Origin of the sequence: Blastopirellula retiformator (assembly GCF_007859755.1) — a bacterium.
Classification (GTDB): domain Bacteria; phylum Planctomycetota; class Planctomycetia; order Pirellulales; family Pirellulaceae; genus Blastopirellula; species Blastopirellula retiformator.
Genome location: NZ_SJPF01000001.1, coordinates 918082 through 937357, shown reverse-complemented (window position 1 = coordinate 937357; position 19276 = coordinate 918082). Strand labels below are relative to the sequence as shown.

At 59.0% G+C, this 19276-nt stretch carries 14 protein-coding genes; 7 read left to right on the top strand and 7 right to left on the bottom strand.

Annotated elements, in window-relative coordinates; translation table 11 throughout:
- The first annotated feature begins 7 nt into the window (after window positions 1–7).
- On the top strand, window positions 8–889 hold the full coding sequence (gene metF, locus Enr8_RS03820) for a methylenetetrahydrofolate reductase [NAD(P)H] (protein ID WP_146429273.1): 882 nt from the start codon (window positions 8–10) through the stop codon (window positions 887–889).
- A gap of 433 nt (window positions 890–1322) precedes the next feature.
- Here the strand turns inward: metF and Enr8_RS03815 are convergent, their stop codons facing one another.
- On the bottom strand, window positions 1323–2096 hold the full coding sequence (locus tag Enr8_RS03815; RefSeq protein ID WP_146429272.1) for a DUF480 domain-containing protein: 774 nt from the start codon (window positions 2094–2096) through the stop codon (window positions 1323–1325).
- A 151-nt stretch (window positions 2097–2247) separates the two neighbouring features.
- Between Enr8_RS03815 and Enr8_RS03810 the strand changes: the two genes are divergently transcribed.
- From Enr8_RS03810 to Enr8_RS03800, 3 genes are all read left to right on the top strand, one after another.
- Complete coding sequence (locus Enr8_RS03810) at window positions 2248–2787, top strand: type 1 glutamine amidotransferase domain-containing protein (protein WP_186767413.1); 540 nt, start codon at window positions 2248–2250, stop codon at window positions 2785–2787.
- Complete coding sequence (locus Enr8_RS03805) at window positions 2787–3170, top strand: VOC family protein (protein ID WP_146429270.1); 384 nt, start codon at window positions 2787–2789, stop codon at window positions 3168–3170. The genes Enr8_RS03810 and Enr8_RS03805 overlap by 1 nt, the downstream gene beginning before the upstream one ends.
- Before the next feature lie 136 nt (window positions 3171–3306).
- Window positions 3307–4899, top strand: coding sequence for an NAD(P)/FAD-dependent oxidoreductase (locus tag Enr8_RS03800; RefSeq protein ID WP_146429269.1), 1593 nt, complete (start codon window positions 3307–3309; stop codon window positions 4897–4899).
- 16 nt (window positions 4900–4915) lie between these two features.
- On the opposite strand, the gene Enr8_RS03795 is transcribed toward Enr8_RS03800, so the two are convergent.
- Window positions 4916–5740 carry a purine-nucleoside phosphorylase gene (locus Enr8_RS03795; protein ID WP_246119938.1) on the bottom strand — a complete coding sequence of 275 codons (825 nt, stop codon included), beginning with the start codon at window positions 5738–5740 and terminating at the stop codon, window positions 4916–4918.
- A gap of 48 nt (window positions 5741–5788) precedes the next feature.
- Window positions 5789–6619 carry a purine-nucleoside phosphorylase gene (locus Enr8_RS03790; RefSeq protein WP_146429268.1) on the bottom strand — a complete coding sequence of 277 codons (831 nt, stop codon included), beginning with the start codon at window positions 6617–6619 and terminating at the stop codon, window positions 5789–5791.
- Window positions 6620–6987: 368 nt separating this feature from the next.
- Between Enr8_RS03790 and Enr8_RS03785 the strand changes: the two genes are divergently transcribed.
- The 3 genes from Enr8_RS03785 to Enr8_RS03775 all read left to right on the top strand — a co-directional run bounded on the left by Enr8_RS03785 (window position 6988) and on the right by Enr8_RS03775 (window position 10908).
- Complete coding sequence (locus tag Enr8_RS03785) at window positions 6988–7653, top strand: protein-L-isoaspartate(D-aspartate) O-methyltransferase (RefSeq protein WP_222434792.1); 666 nt, start codon at window positions 6988–6990, stop codon at window positions 7651–7653.
- 161 nt (window positions 7654–7814) lie between these two features.
- Window positions 7815–8558: an SDR family oxidoreductase gene (locus tag Enr8_RS03780; protein ID WP_146429267.1), complete on the top strand. Its 744-nt coding sequence runs from the start codon at window positions 7815–7817 to the stop codon at window positions 8556–8558.
- A gap of 160 nt (window positions 8559–8718) precedes the next feature.
- The gene (locus Enr8_RS03775) at window positions 8719–10908 is read left to right on the top strand and encodes a hypothetical protein (protein ID WP_146429266.1); all 2190 of its coding nucleotides are present in this window, start codon (window positions 8719–8721) and stop codon (window positions 10906–10908) included.
- Window positions 10909–11171: 263 nt separating this feature from the next.
- Here Enr8_RS03775 and Enr8_RS03770 read toward each other — a convergent pair whose 3' ends face one another.
- From Enr8_RS03770 to Enr8_RS03755, 4 genes are all read right to left on the bottom strand, one after another.
- Window positions 11172–12635, bottom strand: a complete 1464-nt coding sequence (locus Enr8_RS03770; RefSeq protein ID WP_146429265.1) for a glutamate synthase subunit beta — start codon at window positions 12633–12635, stop codon at window positions 11172–11174.
- Window positions 12628–17235, bottom strand: coding sequence for a glutamate synthase large subunit (gene gltB, locus Enr8_RS03765; RefSeq protein WP_146429264.1), 4608 nt, complete (start codon window positions 17233–17235; stop codon window positions 12628–12630). Before gltB ends, Enr8_RS03770 begins: the two co-directional genes overlap by 8 nt.
- A 133-nt stretch (window positions 17236–17368) precedes the next feature.
- A complete protein-coding gene (locus Enr8_RS03760; protein WP_146429263.1) occupies window positions 17369–18385 on the bottom strand; it encodes a LysR family transcriptional regulator in 1017 nt (338 codons plus the stop codon).
- A gap of 571 nt (window positions 18386–18956) precedes the next feature.
- Window positions 18957–19276, bottom strand: a 320-nt coding sequence (locus Enr8_RS03755; RefSeq protein ID WP_146429262.1) for a transposase, incomplete at its 5' end; no start/stop codon positions are given.

Below are 19276 nucleotides of genomic sequence, written 5' to 3'. Positions count from 1 at the left end.
CCACACTATGAATCTCGCAGACTATTACTCGCCCGGTCGACTCGGGCTGTCGTTCGAACTCTTCCCCCCCAAGACCGACAAGGGGGACGCGTCGCTGATGCTGCACGTCGAGAAGCTGGTCAAGTTCAAACCAGACTACATCACGTGCACCTACGGCGCCGGCGGTTCGACGCGCGGCAAGACGCTCGACATCGTCGAAAAGGTAAAACAGGTCTTCGGCGTACCGGTGGCGTCTCACCTGACGCTGGTCGAATCGACCGTCGCCGATCTGCGGCTCTACCTGGCCGAAGCGGAACGTCGCGGCGTCGACTACATCGTCGCCCTGCGCGGAGACCCGCCGCAAGGTCAGAAGAAATTCACGCCGGCCGCTAAGGGGCTGAGCTACGCCTCGGAACTGGTCGAGCTGATCAAAGATGAGTTCCAGGAGTTTGGCGTCGCCGTCGCCGGCTATCCCGAAAAGCACCTGGAAGCGGAATCGCTCGAAATCGATATCGACCGTTTGAAGCACAAGGTCGATTCGGGCGCCGACATCATCATCACGCAGCTCTTCTATCGCAACCAAGACTTCTACGAGTTCCGCGAGAAGTGCGTCGCCAACGGCATCAACGTACCGATCGTCCCCGGCATCTTCCCGATCGTCAACGGCGCGCAGATCCAACGGATTGGCTCGATGTGCGGCGCCAAGATCCCGCGGGTGCTGGTCGAAGCGCTGCAGAAGAAGCCGGACGACACCGAATACCACATGCAAGTCGGCGTCGAATATGCAACCCGTCAGATCCAAGAGCTGACCGAAGCCGGCATCCCGGGCCTACACTTCTATGTGCTGAATCGCTCGGAAGCGACCGCCGCCATTTTGGCCAACGTCCGCTACGCCAAGAGCCGCAGCTAAGGCGTCCTTTGTAAAATACTTGTTCGGCGACGACGACTAAAACAGAAAGCCCTATGCCAAGGTTGGCATAGGGCTTTTTCTATCTATCGACGAGAAGAAATGACGAATCATTTTTACTCGTGCTTTCCTTTGGATTGCATTAGCTCGGCGAAATCTGGCCAACACATTTTGAATCCATATGTCGCTGCCCCCTGAACCCAAACTATTGATCCATTTGAGACCTTCAAGCGACCAAATGGCTTTACGTCTCGCTTAACAGCAAATTCTACATCAGCTCGACCGAGAGATCGTTTAGGAATCGTAAAATCAACTTCGTGCTTGGCCATATTGAGTCTCGTCGACAAGGGTGTAAAAGGGATTGAACACGCTTATACGACATCACATGAATGACTGCTATTAGCTGACAAAACAATTCAACTAATCCTTTCCCTCCCTACCCCAGGTTCGACCACAAATCCTCAATATCCTTCTTCATCCGCCCCATCTCTCCCTTCAGATCCTCGATCTCCTTGCGCAGTTCGCGGACCAACGGGCTTTCATGGGGCGCGTCGGTCGCTTCAACCGGCGGTTTGGCCGTGGCGACGGCGGTGGCGCCCGTTTGGCCGACTGGGTGCGCTTGGACGACCGGGCGCTCGGCGGCTAGGGTGGTGACGGTCACTCCGCCGCCAAGTGTGCGGCGCTGCTCTTCCAGTTCTTTTTCGCAGTAGAGCCCGTGCGTGACGATCTGGCCGCGTCCTTCCGGGGTGAGCGGCACGACCAGGCCTTTCTCTTGCAGGCCCCGCAAGATCGGCGTCAGCGACGCCATGTCCGGAATCTTGCCCATCCGGGCGGCGCGACCGCGCAGTTCGCCGACGGTCTGCGAACCGCGGAGGAGCAACTCGGCCATGACCGCCAGTTCGTTTCCTTCACAGGCGAGCCAGTCCTTCATGTAGTGACGAAACTTGACGACGCGGCCATCGCCATGCACTTCGGCCACCGCGCCGATCTCACGCAGTTGGTCGAGCGCCTCTTCCACGTCGTCGGCGTCCAGGCTCATCTGCGGATCGCGGTTGCTCTTTTGATTGCAACCGGTCGTCAGCCCGTTCAGGGTCATCGGATAAGCGTCGGGCGTCGTCTTCGCCTTTTCGATCAATACGCCTAGGATCCGCCGCTGTACTTTGTTGACGGGGCGCCATTGTTTTTCGCCGCCTGAGTTTTCTTGGTCCATTTCCGCCTTAGCTCCTTCCAATCGAGATGCATTTTCTCGTCACGCCGCAGAATAAAGCGCCTTACGCGTTAGTGCAAGTCGACGCATGGCCACAAGCCCGGCCGCGCGGTACAAAGGACCTTTTACCCTGCAAAAAATCTCCGAGGATGCGATGAACGAAAGCAAGCCCCTCAGCGGCAAACGAATCGTCATTTTCGTCGGCGACATCTACGAAGACCTGGAACTGTGGTATCCCCACCTGCGGCTCATCGAGGCGGGCGCCCAGTCGGTGCTGGCCGGTCCCGACGCTGGCGCCACGTACGCCGGCAAGAATGGCTATCCGGCGAAAAGCGACGTCGCGATCGCCGACGTCGACCCGAATGACTTCGACGGGGTGATCTGCCCCGGCGGCTTCATGCCAGACAAACTGCGCCGCGACGACAAGGTAAAAGAGATCATTCGCCACTTCGATCAGAAACAACAGCTGATCGCCGCGGTTTGCCATGGCGGCTGGATGCCGATTTCGGCCGGCGTCTACAAAGGAGTCCGCACGACCGGTTCGCCGGGGATCAAAGATGACCTGATCAACGCCGGCGCGATCTGGGAAGACGCCTCGGTGGTGGTCGACCGGCATCACGTCAGCAGCCGCAAGCCGGACGACCTGCCGGACTTTTGCGGCGGCATCCTGCAGGTTTTGGCGAGCCAATCGTGATGAGTCTGGCCCACTTTACCGTCGCCACCCAAGACGCCGAAACGACCGCCGAGTTCTTCACCCAGATCTTTGGCTGGCAGCGCATCGGCGTACCGCGCAACACCGGCGTCTTGGCGATCTGGCTCGACATTGGCGACGGGCAGCAGATGCACGTGCTGCAGATCGAAGGGTTTGAAGTCTCGCCGTTTGAAGAAGAATACGGGCGGCACTTCGCCTTCTTCTTTCCGGCGGCCGAACTGCCCCAAATCCGCGCGCGATTGGCGGACGCCGGCGTCGAAGTCATCCCGCCGATTCGGCCAACGCCGTTCGAGCGATTCTTTTTCCGCGATCCGACCGGCTACATGTGGGAAGTGATTGACCACGATCATTTTGTTCGAGAGTAACGTTTCTCGGGGTTGTAACGAAGAAGTAAGGGACCTTCACCAAGTTTTTGCGCAACAGTTTGCCTGATCGGCTTTGTTGCGGCGAACACTTGAGTGTGTAAAAAGCCCCTACTCCCCACGTTTACCAGGCAACCCCATGGATCGCCAACAAGCCGTCATCATTGGCGCCGGACCTGCCGGCCTGACCGCCGCTTACGAACTGCTGACCCGGAGCAACATCAAGCCGATCGTGCTGGAGATGTCGGACATGGTCGGCGGCATCTCGCGAACCATCAACTACAAGGGGAACCGCATCGACATCGGCGGGCACCGCTTCTTCTCGAAGTCGGACCGCGTGATGGACTGGTGGGTGAACATGCTGCCGATCGAGGAAGGCGCCAAGGCGAGTTTCACGATCAAGTATCAGAATCAAACCCGCGAGGTGAACAACAACGCTGGCGGCGAAGCCCGGTGCCTGGATCCCGAAAAGACCGACGACGTGATGTTGGTCCGCCCCCGCAAGAGCCGCATCTATTTCCTCCGCCGTTTCTTTGACTATCCGATTTCGCTCAGCACGCAGACAGTCACCAACCTGGGACCGATGCGAATGGCGAAGATCGGCGCCAGCTACATGCAGGCCCGGGCCTTCCCGATCAAAGACGAACAAAACCTGGAACAGTTCTTCATCAACCGCTTCGGCCGCGAGCTATACCTCACCTTCTTCAAGTCGTACACCGAGAAGGTCTGGGGCGTGCCGTGCGACGAAATCAGCGCCGCTTGGGGCGCTCAGCGGATCAAAGGCCTGTCGATCACCAAGGCGATCATGCACGCCGTGAAGAAGCCGTTCCAGAAAAAATCGTCCGACGTCAGCCAGAAGGGAGTCGAGACCTCGCTGATCGAGCAGTTCCTCTATCCCAAACATGGCCCCGGCCAGATGTGGGAAACGTGCGCCAAGAAGATTGAAGAGCTTGGCGGCGAACTTCACTACAAGACGAAAGTCGACCAGCTCCACATCGAGGGAGACAAACTGGTTGGCGTCACCGTCGTCAACGAACAAGGCGAAAAACGTCGTATCGACGGCGACTACGTCTTCTCGACAATGCCAGTTAATGAACTGATTCGCTCGATCGACGCGGACGTTCCGGAGAACGTCAAAGAAGTCGCCGCGGGGCTGCAGTTCCGCGACTTTATTACCGTCGGCATGCTGGTCAACAAGCTGAAGATCAAAGAGTCGACGCCTGAAGGAGAACAACTGGTCCGCGACAACTGGATCTACATCCAAGAGCGCGACGTGTTAATCGGCCGCCTGCAGATCTTCAACAACTGGAGCAAGTACCTGGTCGCCGATCAAAACACGGTTTGGCTCGGCCTGGAGTACTTCTGCTACGAGAACGACGAGTTGTGGAAGAAGTCGGATGAAGACATGGCCGAACTGGGCCGCCAGGAACTGGCCAAGATCGACATCATCGACGCCGACGACGTGCTCGACTCCACCGTGATTCGCGTTCCCAAGACCTATCCGGCCTACTTCGGCACATACGATCGGTTCAGCGAAATTCGTGAGTATGTCGACAGCTTCGACAATTTGTTCCTGATCGGCCGCAACGGCATGCATCGCTACAACAACCAGGATCACTCGATGCTGGCCGCGATGACGGCGGTCGACAACATCTGCGCCGGTTCGACCGAAAAGAACAACATCTGGGACGTCAACACCGAGCAGGAATATCACGAAGAGGCGAAGAAGTAGTCGCGTTGGCGACGCTTTAAGCTTCGCGGATCACTTCTCGCACAATGCGACGCAGTTTTGGCTCGGCCGCCTTCGCCGCATTGATCACGTCGTACTTGCCGACCCGGCCCAGGTCGTCGGGCAGGCAGATGTTGGTGACCGTCGACAAGGCTAATACCTGCAGTCCGCATTGCCGCGCGACGATTACCTCCGGCACGGTCGACATGCCGACGACGTCGCCGCCGATCTGCCGTAAGAATCGGTACTCGGCTCGGGTTTCGTAGTTCGGGCCGCTCATCGCCACGTACACCCCTTGGTGGAAGCGGATTGACTCTCGCCGGGCGACTTTGGCCGCCAGCTTCAGCAGCCGACGATCGTAGGGAGACGACATGTCGGGGAACCGCTCGGCCAGTTTCCCTTCGTCGGTGTGACCCACCAGCGGACTGCGCCACATCATGTTGATATGGTCTTCCATCAGCATGATGTCGCCCGAGTGATAGTACGGGTTCATCCCGCCGGAGGCGTTGCTGACGACCAGCAGCTGAGCGCCCAACTCTTGCATCACGCGGACCGGCAGCGTGATCTGGTCGAGCGAATACCCTTCGTAGAGATGGAAGCGGCCTTCCATCACCAAGACGTCGACGCCTCCCAGCTTGCCGCAAATCAAGCGACCGGCATGGCTGAGCGCGGTCGCTTGCGGGAAGTATGGTAGATCGTCATAGGCGATCGAGGCCTCGACGTCGATGCCATCGGTCAGACTGCCGAGCCCGGTCCCCAGGATGATGCCCGCCTTGGGACGCCGGTTCCAACGGCGACGAACCGCGGCGGCGGTTTCTTCCACTTCCACAGACAGTCGAAACAAGCTTGGCCTCTCCCTCAGCCTACCGATCACAGCGTCGACGTGACGTTACTAGCCCGCTTGGACGCGCGCCAAAACTCCCTTGACCAGCGTGCAAAGCCGCGGCTGCGCCTCGTTGGCGGTGGCGATGATCTCTTCGACGTTGGCCGGCTTCAGCGCGTCGGGCAGGCACATGTCGGTAATGATCGACAGCGCCACCACCTTCATGCCGCAGTGGACCGCGACGATCACTTCCGGCACGGTCGACATGCCGACCGCATCGGCGCCGATCTGACGCAGGAAACGATACTCGGCGCGGGTTTCCAGGTTCGGCCCGGCGACCGCGACGAAAACGCCCTTGTGGGCGACGATGTTTTCAGCGCGGGCGATTTCGAGCGCCATGTCGACCAGCTTCAGGTCGTACGGTTCGCACATGTCGGGGAACCGCGGGCCCAAGCGATCGTCATTGATCCCGATCAGCGGGTTGTCCCCCAGCAGGTTGATCTGATCTTCGATCACCATGATGTCGCCGCAATTGAAGTACGGGTTCATCCCGCCAGAGGCGTTGGAGCAGACCAGCAGCTCGGCGCCCAGCGCCTTCATCACGCGGACCGGCAGGGTGATTTGCTTCAGCGAATAGCCCTCGTACATATGGAAGCGGCCTTCCATCGCCACAACCGGCAGGCCATTCAGCATCCCGTAGACGAGTCGGCCGCGATGGCTAATCGCCGTCGACGTCGGGAAATTCGGAATTTCCTCGTATTCCAGCGACGCTTCAATCTCGATCTCTTCGACCAGGCCGCCCAAACCAGTGCCCAAAATAATGCCGGCCGCTGGAACTTTGTCCCACTTTTTGCGAATGGCGGCGACCGCTTCTTCGATTTTGTCGAACAGGTCGAGCATGGACGGTTCCTCAGAAGTCGTGCGAGATGTGGTGCGATAGACAAACACCGATTATGCGGATTGAGGACCGCGCCACAAGTAGCGGCCCAGCGTGGGCCAAGAGAGCGAAATGAAGTCTGATGAAAATCTGAGGGGGGCGGTCAAGTCGGCATAGGGGCAGCAACGCCGACCTGAATTCCCCCCCCTCAGCAGCAGGCAAACGAATCGCTCCTTGTGGGAACGAGGGTTGAGACGCAACAACAGTTCAAAACGTTCTGCGTTAGTTCTCAACAAATCATAATCTTTTGTATTGATTCAGCTGGGCAACTCTCTCAATTTTCCTTCTTCCGCACCCAATTGTAAACTGGATTACGAAAGGAGAACTGCAAATGTACTCTGCGTGCTCCTCCGACGAAATGGCGAAATACGCTGCGTTGCGAAAGGAAGTGGTTATGCGGCAACTTCGTGGTCGTGATATTCGGGATACCGCAGTCCTGTCCGCAATGGGGGACGTCCCAAGGCACGAGTTCCTCCCACCCCGCCAGCGGCGTCTCGCTTACGACGACTGCGCCGTTGCGTTGAGTTCGGGACAAACGATTTCGCAGCCCTACATCGTTGCGCTCATGTCGCAATTGGCCGAGATCCAGCCCGGTGCGCGCGTCTTGGACATCGGCGCCGGATCGGGCTACCAATCGGCGGTGCTGGCCGAAATGGGCGCCGAAGTCTACGCGATCGAAATCTTGCCGGAATTAGCTGCGGCGGCCAAGGAGCGGCTTTGCAGGCTCGGCGATGGCGACGTTCACTTGAGGCAAGGAGATGGCTATGCCGGCTGGCCAACCGCCGCTCCGTTTGACGCCATCTTGATCGCCGCCGCCGCTCCCAAAATCCCGCCACTACTGCCTGCACAGTTGGCTACCGGAGGTCGCTTGATCTTGCCGGTCGGTGAAGGCGCGCAAGTCTTGCAATGCGTGCACAAGCTGGCCGAAGACAAATTCGAGTGCCGCAACGTTTCGGCCGTGCAATTCGTCCCGATGGTCGGCCAGGTCCGCCAATAGCAACGCTGTTCGTGCTGGCGATCCCCTGACGACGAGGAGCGTCAGCATAATTTCTTGCCCTCGGCGAAACCAACGTTCGGTTAGAGCATCGTAGTGAGAAGTAACGCTCCGCCTCCGGCCGCGGACGACGACCGCTTCCACCTGTAACCGAGGAACCATCCATGAGTTTTGAAATCAATGGCAAAGTCGCTTTGGTAACCGGCGCCAACCGGGGCATTGGAAAGTCGATCGTCGAAACGCTGCTGGCCCATGGCGCAAAAAAGGTTTACGCCGCCGTTCGCAATCCTCAGTCGGCTCAGCCGCTGGTCGAAAAGTACGGTGATCGAGTCGTTCCGGTCGAAGTCGACTTGCAAACACAAGAGACCATCCAGGCGGCGGCCAGTGCGGCGAGCGACGTCGAACTGGTCATCAACAACGCCGGCGTCTACAAGTCCGAGTCTCCCCTCTCCTCCGCTGCATTTGACGCCCTGCAATTTGAAATGGACGTCAACGTCTACGGCCTCATACGCGTCGCCCAGGCGTTCGCCCCCGTACTAAAGAACAACGGAGGCGGCGTCTTCGTCCAGCTTAACTCGGTCGTGTCGATCAAAACGTTCTTAAGCGCCGCCACCTACTCGGCGTCGAAGGCCGCTGCCTACTCGATCACCCAGGCGCTGAGAGAAGAATTGGCAGGGCAAGGAACGGCCGTCATGAGCGTCCACCCCGGCCCCATCGCCACCGAAATGGCCGATCACGCCGGCTTCACCGACATCGCGGAACCACCGTCGGTCGTCGCCGAAGCGATCGTCGCGGCGCTTGCCAGCGGCGAGTTTCACGTCTTTCCCGACGCGATGGCCAAGCAGTTTCACTCCGGCTACGAAAGTTACGCGAAAAACTTCATCGAAGCTGACATGGCTGAAGCGTAAGCATTTCGCCGTTCCCAAGCTATCCTCCACGTTAGGACGCCTGCTTCCCTCCAGGCGTCCTTTTTCATGCGCTGCCGATCGTCGCAAAATGCTGGAGGCTTCTTTCGCTAGATTGTAGAATGCGACCAGTTCTTCCTCCTCTAGTCGAAGTAACCTGACGATGTCGCGGTTCTACCGATATGTGGCGATTGGCGGACTTTGCTTGACGGCGATTCTGTTGGTGCGTCTGGTTTGGATCGCCGCTCATTCAAACACCAGCGGCGAACTTCTTTCCCGGCAGTGGCGGCATGCGACGCTTGGCTGGTTTTCGCCAACCCCTGCGCCACTGAGCATACAGCGTCCACATAATCTGGGGCAATTTTGGACGGCGGAAGTGGAGCGAGTTTTGGGCGACTCGCCGCAAGACGCCCAACTGGCGATGGGCGCCGCGCTGACGCTCGACAATCCACCGGCCGAAAGCCTCGATTCGGACAGGCTTTGGCTGCTTGATCTGCCAGGGCTACAAGTCGCCCGCGATCCGGAAGATACCAACTGGCTCGATTCGCGGATCAGCTTCGAGCAGCAATGCGCTAGACCACGCGGCCGGTTGGCCGACGCCGCGATTCGCCTGGCGCCGGAGAACGTCGCTTGGCGGCGCAATCGGGCGATGCTGCTACTCTATTCTGACGTTGTGTTCTCCTGGGACGATCGGCGCGAAGAGAATTGGAAGCAGGTTCTCGAAGAATGCGCGGACGGCGATCCCGACAATGCGTTGTACGACTACGTGGCGGCCCATTTCTATTGGCGGGCCAGCAGTTTTCTGCACAAGAGCAGCTTGAACGCGCCGACCAATACGCTGGACCTTTCGATCCATAACGAGGAGTTATTCGCGGAAGGAATCGCCTATTTCGAGCGAGCGCAGCAGAAGCCGTTTTGCGCCGTCGATGAAGTCGACTTCGCGGCAGTCGAAGCGTTCCTCGATCAAACGTCCCTCTCCCGAGCTGACCAAATGGCGATCTTGTCGAGTCGCGACAACCGTGATCGCGAGATTCGCCTGCTTTGGAAACTGATCTCGATTCAACAGGCCCGCGCCGAGCAGATCGCCCAAGCGGGCGACTTCGCCACGGCGGCCGCCGAAATGCACAAGTGCGACCGAATTGTCGACCAGTGGCGATCCGTCGATGCCCCCACCCACATGCACAGCCTGTCGGACGCCAAGTATGACAACGCGCTGCGACTGTTGGTGATCGCGGCCAGTACGTCTGACCCGCTCGCCAAAATGCAGCTAGAAGAAATCAAGCAGGCGACGATCGACGCCTACATCGATGAACTACTCCTTGATCGAGCGATCAGCAACCTGACGCCGGCCACGGCGCCACGTGGCAGTTGGAAATCGTTTTCGGAAGAACTGAACAGCGGAGCGGCGATTCTGAGCGGTTGGCTGGCGTTGGCGATTGTGCCCCTGCTGCTGTGCGCGCTGGTCAGCTATATGGGGGCCAGGCGGTTTCCGCGACGAGAACTAGCATCCATCGGTCCGCCTGTCCGTTTTCTGCCGCTTCTATTTCTGACGTGTCTAACAATCATCGTCTTTGGGATCGCGCCCGCGCAATTGATCTCCGAGACGGTGCAGACCTGGGTGCTGCTGACGGCGTTCGTCTTGCTAGTCCTGGCGTTTACGGCGCCGGGCGTTTGGGGGTTTGCGTTTGGGCGAGACTCGTTGTTGAGTCGACGCGGACTAACGATGATCGCCGCGATGATCTTGGCGCTGGTCGCGGTGCGCGGTCTGGCCGCTTATTCGCCCGATTCGCTCCGCGTTTGGCCGCCGCGACTTTGGATTCCATCCGCCGTATTTAGCGACCTGAACCGCTCGGTTTATCAGGAACTGGAAGCCGACGATCGCTATTGGCAAATCGTTTTGATCGAGTGGAGCTTTTATCGTGGGCCTTATCTGACGCTCGGAATCTGGTTGCTTTTGATCGGCATTCTCGCGTTTCTGGCAAGTAAACGTGTTCCAGCGAATGAAACGACGCCAGCTACACCGGCCGAACGCGCTGGCGCCACGCTGCGCACGCTTGCCCACAGCACCGCCGGACTGGCGCTGGCTCTGGGAATCGCATACCTGCTAATGGCGCCAATTGCGATTCAAACGTCGGACCAAGCTTATAAGCGGCAGCGCAGCTTGATTGCCGCTGGCGACCCACTAGTCGCCCAGCTGCCTGCGGAGATTGCGGCGATCACCGCCGCCGAGACGCCACTCGCGGAAAAAATCATCCGCGATCGTCTGTCGTTAATGATCCAAGAGACGCCGCAGTCAATCGGCGACGAGTCGATGTCGGACTTAGAACCGAGCCTGGACGAAATGGACGAATGACAAACGCGACAACGCGATTCAATTGTTGCTTCTGGATCGGCGGTCTTGGCCTGGTGCAGCGACTGGTTTGGGTGGCGAGCGCAATCCCGCATGCGTCGCACAACGTGTGGATGCAGTGGCGACGCCGCAACCGCGCAGCAAAAAGGGAAGCTCTTTTCAGAGCTTCCCTTTCATATCGCCAGGTTACCGGCGATCGTAGCGCACCGTAGCCGTTTGGCAAATGCCGGCTTCTGGCCCGTGCGCGAGCCAGTCGCCATGCTTTGTTACGGAAGTTCCGTCTTTCCCATTAGGAAGCGATCACACTCGCGGGCGGCGCCGCGTCCTTCGTTGATCGCCCAGACGATCAGGCTTTGACCGCGGCGGCAGTCGCCGGCGGCGAAGACCCCATCGACGTTGGTGGCGAAGCGGCCATACTCGGCCTTGAAGTTCGACCGTTGGTCGGTTTCCATCCCCAGTTTTTCCACCAAGGTTTCTTCCGGACCAAGGAAGCCCATCGCCAACAAAATCAAATCGGCCTTCCAAACCTTGTCGCTGCCGGGAACTTCCTGCATGTTCCAACGGCCATCGTCATTCTTCCACTCGACGTTGACGGTGCGGATACCGGTCAGGTTTCCTTTGTCGTCGCCGATGAATTCTTTGCTAAGCACGCAGTAGGTGCGAGGATCGTGGCCGAACTTCGCTTCCGCTTCCTGGTGACCGTAGTCGACGCGGAAGATCCGCGCCCATTGCGGCCAGGGATTGTCGGAAGCCCGCTGTTTCGGCGGTTGCGGCAACAGCTCGAAGTTGACGACGCTCTTGGCGCCATGACGGATCGAGGTTCCCAAGCAGTCGGTTCCAGTATCGCCGCCGCCGATGACGATGACGTCTTTCCCTTCGGCCGAAATGTAGTTGCCGTCTTTCAGTTCCGAGTCGAGCAGGCTTTTGGTATTCGCCTTCAAAAACTGCATGGCGAAGTAGACGCCATCGAGATCACGTCCCGGAATCGGCAAGTCGCGCGGCTTGGTGGCCCCGACCGCCAAGACCACCGCATCGTTGTCTTTGCGGAGATCTTCCATCTGGACGTTGACGCCGATGTGGGCGCCCGTGACGAACTCGATCCCCTCGGCCTTCATCAGGTCGACGCGTCGTTCGACGACCCGTTCCTTTTCCAGCTTCATGTTGGGGATGCCGTACATCAGCAAACCGCCGATGCGATCGTCCCGTTCGTAAACGGTGACCTGATGGCCCGCCTTGTTCAACTGATCGGCGGCGGCCAAACCGGCCGGGCCCGAACCAACGACAGCGACCTTTTTACCGGTTCGCTTGGTCGGCGGCTTCGGCGAGATCCAGCCTTCTTCCCAGCCGCGATCGATGATCGAGACTTCGATATTTTTGATCGTCACCGGCGGTTCGTGAATGCCAAGCACGCAGGCGTTTTCGCACGGCGCCGGGCAAACGCGACCGGTGAATTCCGGGAAGTTGTTGGTCTTGTGCAGACGGTCGAGCGCTTCGCGCCAACGTCCCTTGTAGACCAGGTCGTTCCATTCCGGAATCAGGTTGTCGACAGGGCAGCCAGTCGCACTTTGGCAGAACGGCACGCCGCAGTCCATGCAACGAGCGCCCTGCGTCTTCAGGAACTGCTCGTCAACATTGACTTGAAACTCGTCGTAATCGTGGATGCGTAGAAGCGGATCCCGATAGGGGATCGTTTCACGCTTGAATTCCATAAATCCGGTGGGCTTACCCATGGCTTTCCGCTCCGCTCAGTTGTACGTCTTCTTCTTCCTCATGCTGCATGCGTTCCATGAGCACCCGTTTGTAGTCAATCGGCATCACTTTCACGAAGCGATCGATCTGGTTGTCCCAGTCGCCAAGGATTTGCTCGGCGATCAGCGAGCCGGTGTATTTCTGGTGAAGTTGGATGAGCGTGCGGACCTCGGTAATGTCATTGACGTTATCGAGACGTTCTAGCTCAACCATGCCAAGGTTGCAGTTCTTCAGCAACTTCTCTTCGATATCCCAGATGTAGGCGATGCCGCCTGACATACCAGCCGCAAAGTTGCGTCCGGTGCTGCCCAGGCAGATCATCCGGCCGCCGGTCATGTATTCGCAACCATGATCGCCGACCCCTTCCACCACGGCTTGGGCGCCGCTGTTACGCACGCAGAACCGTTCGGCTCCACGTCCGCGGAAGAAGGCCTGACCCGAGGTGGCGCCATACAAGCAGACGTTGCCGACGATCATGTTATCTTCCGCCTTGAAGGAGCTGACCTTCGGCGGATAGATAATGATGCGACCGCCCGAGAGTCCCTTGCCGACGTAGTCGTTGGCGTCCCCTTCCAGCTCGAGCGTCACGCCGCGGGACAAAAACGCCCCGAAGCTTTGCCCGGCCGAACCGGTGAAGTCGATATGGATCGAATTGTCAGGCAAGCCGGTCTCGCCGTAACGCTTGGCGATTTCGTGGCTCAGCGTGGCGCCGACCGCACGGTTGATGTTGATGATCTTAGAATCGAAACGGATCGGCTCACGCGACTCGATCGAAGGCTTCGCCTTCTTGATCAATTCGTTATCGAGCGCGAATTGCAGTCCGTGATCCTGCTTCATCGTGTTGAAGACGCCGACCTTGTCATGCGCCTTCTTGGGCGGCGTCAGCAGCGGCGTCAGGTCGATGCCGTCGCTCTTCCAATGCTGGATCGCGGCGTCGGTTTCGAGCAGATCGACGCGACCGATCAATTCGTTCAGCGTCTTCACGCCCAGGCTCGCCATCAACTGACGGGCGTCTTCGGCCACCATGAACAGGTAGTTAACCACGTGTTCCGGCTTGCCGTTGAACTTCTTCCGCAGCTCAGGATCTTGCGTCGCAATTCCGACCGGGCAGGTGTTCAAGTGGCACTTCCGCATCATGATGCAGCCGAGCGTGATCAGCGGCGCGGTGGCGAAACCGAATTCCTCGGCGCCCAGGATCGCGGCGATCACCACGTCGCGGCCGGTCTTCAGACCACCGTCGGTCTGCAGGATGACGCGGCTACGCAGGTCGTTCATCACCAGCGTCTGGTGCGCTTCGGCGATCCCCAGTTCCCATGGCAAACCGGCATGCTTGATGCTGGTCAGCGGCGAGGCGCCGGTTCCGCCGGTATCGCCCGAGATCAGGATGTGATCGGCCTTCGCCTTCGACACGCCGGCGGCGACCGTACCGACGCCGACCTCGGAGACCAGCTTGACGCTGATGCGAGCCGAAGGATTGGCGTTCTTCAGGTCGTGAATCAGCTGCGACAAGTCTTCGATCGAATAAATGTCGTGGTGCGGCGGCGGGCTGATCAAACCGACGCCCGGAGTCGAGTGCCGAATGCGGGCGATGTTTTCGTCCACCTTCTTACCCGGCAGTTCGCCACCTTCGCCCGGCTTGGCGCCTTGCGAGATCTTGATCTGCAGTTCGTCGGCGTTGGTCAGGTAATTGATCGTCACGCCGAACCGGCCCGACGCGATCTGCTTGATCGCCGAACGCTTCGAGTCGCCGTTGGGCATCGGCGTAAAGCGAGCGACGTCTTCGCCCCCTTCGCCGGTGTTGCTCTTGCCGCCCAAGCGGTTCATCGCGATCGCCAGCGACTCGTGCGACTCGGCCGAGATCGAGCCGAAGCTCATCGCGCCGGTGCAGAACCGCTTGACGATATCGGCCGCCGATTCGACTTCTTCGACCGGAATCGGCGTCGGATCGTCTTTGAACTTCAGCAGCCCGCGGAAGGCGCACCGATTGCGGGCGTCTTCGTTAACCGTGCGAGCGAACTCTTTGTAGGCGTCGCGGCTGTTGGTGCGAGCGGCGACTTGAATGCTGGCGATCGCCTGGGGGCTCCACGCGTGTCGTTCCCCTTCGGCTCGCCAATGGAATTCGCCCTGGTTCGGCAAGATCGGCAGTTTGACGTCGTCCCGTTCGGGGAAGCCCAAACGATGGCGGCGGATGTGCTCTTCGGCCAAGACGGCGAAGTCGACCCCTTGCACGCGGCTGGCGGTGCCGGCGAAGCAGCGGTCGATCACTTCGGTCTGCAGACCGAGCGCTTCAAAGATCTGGGCGCCCTTGTAGGACTGCAGGGTCGAGATGCCCATCTTGCCCATGACCTTCAGCATCCCCTTGGCGACCGCTTTGCGATAGGCCGAGACGATCTGATCGTCGGTCTCGAACTCGGCGTCGCACAAGCCGTCTTCGCGGGCTTGCCACAGCGTCTCGAAGCCGAGGTACGGGTTAATCGCATCGGCGCCGTAACCGACCAGCAAGCAGAAGTGATGCACTTCGCGGGCTTCGCCGGTTTCCAGCACAATGCCGATTCGGGTCCGCTTGGCGGTGTTGACCAGGTGATGGTGAACCGATCCGCAAGCCAACAGCGTGCTCACCGGGACGCGATCGGCCGAGATGCCGCGGTCCGAGAGCACGATCAGCGAGAAGCCGTCGTCAATCGCCCCTTCCGCCTCGGCACAAATGCGATCGAGCGCGGCGGTCAAACCAGCTTTGCCTTCGGCCAGCGGGAAGGTGATGTCGATCGTCTTCGACTTCCACCCACGCTTGTCGATATGCTGCAGCGCGGCCAGCTCTTCGTTAGTCAAAATCGGATGCGGCGCCAGCAAACGATGCGCGTGTTCCGGCGTCGTTTCCAGCAGGTTCGCTTCCGGACCGATGTAGCACTCCAGCGACATCACGACTTCTTCGCGAATCGCATCGACCGCCGGGTTGGTGACCTGGGCGAACAGCTGCTTGAAGTAGTCGTACAGCATCCGCGGCTTGTCGCTCAAACAGGCGAGCGCCGAGTCGTTGCCCATCGAGCCGACCGGGTCACGCTTTTGATGGATCATCGGCAGCAGCATGAACTGCAGCGTTTCGGTCGTGTAACCGAAGGCCTGCATCCGCTGCAGCAGCGTGTCGGGATCAAAACCGTGCGGTTCGTCGTTGGGGCTCAATTCGGCCAGTTCGATCCGCTGTTCGCGAAGCCACTGGGCGTACGGACGCTGCTTGGCGAACGAGCTTTTCAGCTCTTCATCCGGAATCAGGCGACCTTCTTCGAAGTTGATCAGGAACATACGCCCCGGTTGCAGGCGTCCCTTTTCTTTGACGATCGCCGGATCGACCGGCAGCACGCCCACTTCGCTACCCATGATGACGCGGTCGTCGTGGGTCAGGTAATAGCGGCTCGGACGCAGACCGTTACGGTCAAGCACGGCGCCGATGTATTGACCATCGGTAAAGACGATCGACGCCGGTCCGTCCCACGGCTCCATCAAGCAGCTGTGGTATTCGTAGAAGGCCCGCTTCTCTTCCGACATCGTCTCGTGCTTCTGCCAGGCTTCGGGCACCATCATCATGACCGATTCCTGCAGCGAGCGTCCCGACATCAGCAGGAACTCGAGCACGTTGTCAAACGACCCCGAGTCGGAGCAGTCAGGCTCGACGATCGGGAACAGCTTGCTGACGTCGCCGCCGTAAACGTCGCTATCGGCGACGCCCTGGCGAGCCGCCATCCAGTTTTTGTTGCCGCGAAGCGTGTTGATTTCGCCGTTGTGCGACATGAAGCGGCACGGCTGGGCGCGGTCCCACGAGGGGAACGTGTTGGTGCTGAACCGCGAGTGGACCATCGCCAGGTGCGTGGTGAAATCTTCGTCCGACAGGTCGGGATAATAAGGTACCAACTGAGCCGGGGTGAGCATCCCTTTGTAGATGATCACTTTGGTCGACAAGCTGCAGACGTAGAACATCTTGGCTTGCGGCAGATTGTCGTTGGCCCGCAGTTGGCTGGCCCGCTTACGAATGGTGTAAACGCGACGCTCGAACAGCTCTTGATCCAGCTTCTCGTCGCCCGAGGCGATGATCAGCATCTCCATGACCGGTTCGCACGCCAGCGCGGTCGGGCCGATGTCGGCCTTCTTCGAGTCGGTCGGAACGGGACGCCAGCCGACCAGCTTTTGCCCACCTTCCTCGATGTACTTTTCGACGGTCGATTTGCAGTGAGCCCGCGACGCTTCGTCCTGCGGCAAGAACACAACGCCGGCGGCGTATTGTCCGGCCGGGGGCAGGTCAGCGTCCAGATCGCGTTTGGCGACTTTGGCGATAAAGTCGTGCGGCAAAGCCGTCATCATACCGGCGCCGTCGCCGGTGTTCGGTTCGCACCCGCAAGCGCCGCGGTGATCCATGTTGATCAGGATCGTCTCGGCGTCGAGAACCATTTGATGCGAGCGTTCGCCTTTGACGTGGGCGACGAAGCCCACACCGCAGTTTTCGTGCTCGAAAGCGGGGTCATACAAGCCTTGTTTGCTGGGTCGTTCAGTGCGACCCAGCGGACGCGGCGAATCACTCGCAGAAGCCATGCCTACAACCTTCGTTTGGAAACTCATTCAACTTCGTGTGTTCGTGGGAACGCCAACCGTGGCCAGTGGCGCCGTGTCGGTAGAGACCCCGACCGCGAAAGATTCGCAGGCCGAGACCATCCCGCTCGGCAGCCTACGCGCGACTCGAAACTCCGTGTTCGACGTCGCTTTCCGCAGCGGGAGTGTCCTCCGCGGCGGAAAACTGTTCCGATTCGGCGAAGAGGGGAGCCGAATCGGAAGCGACTTGATCTTTGGCCGTTTCGCTGGCCTCGGCCTTGTCATGCAACAGTTGGATAAAGCGCCGAGCCGTTTTGCCCAACTCTTTACCCTGTCGCGTGATAATGCCCAGAGGACGAACGAGCGGGCGGCCCTCCAGTTCGACGCAGACAAGCGTGCCTGACTGAACTTCGCGGACGACCGTGGATGTCGGCAACAAGCTGATGCCGGCATTGATCTCTATAGCGCGTTTGATGGTTTCGATGTTGTCGAACTCCATCACAACATGCGCTTCGGCGCCGTGAGCCGATAAGACGCGATCGATCTCGCGGCGAATTTGCAGCTCCGTGTCGAAACCGACGAAGTCTCGTCCGTCCAACTCGTCCAGCCAAACCGACGCCCGAGAGGCGAGTTCGTGCTGGGGAGAGCAAACCAGCGCCATCGGCTCTTCTCGCCAGGCGACCGCTTTGATCGTTTTCGTATTTCGGGGATAGCTGACCAGGCCAAAGTCGACCTGATCGGCGGCGACCATCCGCACGACCGTTTGCGGATGCTGATATTGCAGCCGTAAGTTCGCTTTGGGGTGCTTCGAGAGAAACTCCTGCATGCAGTCGTTCATGTGGCTCAGCCCGACCGAATAGATCGAAGCCACCGCGACGCGTCCCCCGACTTCCGCATGAAACGTGCGAATGTCTTCTTCGAGCGCGTAATACCGCCGGACAATCTGGCGACAGCCGTGGTAGTAGAGTTCGCCTTCCGGAGTCGGCACCAAAGGACGCTTCGACCGGTCGATGAGCTTCACGCCCAGGCGTTCTTCTAATTGATGAACCACCTGGCTTGCGCCCGACTGAGAAATGCCGTTTTCATCCGCCGCCCGTGAAAAACTACGCTGCCCGACGACGTCGCAAAACACTTTGAGCGATTTGACGTGCATGGACAGATGTTCGTTCGGGACAGGGGCAGCAACCAGTATTTTTAAAATGAATACTGTGACGGATGCAGAATTAAAAACAGACATACGAACCTATTCGTCCCCCCACCGACCGTCAAGGATGCTGATTGACATTTTCGGCAACTGGATGCTCATATTGCGCATTACTGCCCCATAACCTGTTACTAGAAAACAGGTTAGACCGTGTTAAAAAATGCCCAATTTAGGCCTCAGCTACGCGGAAAAGATACAAGAGGCCCCTTTCCTGGAGGGGGTCAAGGGAAAGCAGACAGACACCGTTATGCAAAAGATGACTGATAAATGCAAAAAAAAAGCCGCAACAGGGAGCTGTTACGGCCACGAATCGTGATGCTAGCAATGTTAACTGCCTGTTGAAAAATGCCCTCGTGGCAATACTGTTCGGCACGCCCAGTCGGCATAAACAGATTTGATCCCGCCGCGAACTCTTCACGCATTTTCGCCCCGCTGCTGGACCGTGCAAGCTGCCGTTCCATTTTCCACCTGCGCAGCATCAACCGAGAGACCGCTTCGACGGCGGACTCCTTACTGCCTGCTACGATTTTTTCTTCGCTGTCGTGGCGGCTTGCTTTCGAATCTTGGCGATGTGAGCCAGCATCTCCGCTTCGTTGGCCAGGCCGGTGAAGTAGTAGCCGATCATCTCGAAGGTCCGTTTGCTCGGCTTGCCGCCGATCCACAGGTGGATCAACAGGCAGGCGATCATCGCGCAGTAAACCTGAATCTCGATGCCATTTTTGCTGTGACTGATCAGGTGCGCGCCCCCCATCAGTTGCTTGTAGAAGCGGAAGAAGATTTCGACCGTCCAGCGGTACGAGTACAAGATCGAAATAATTTCGGCCGGAGCGAACGGCATGT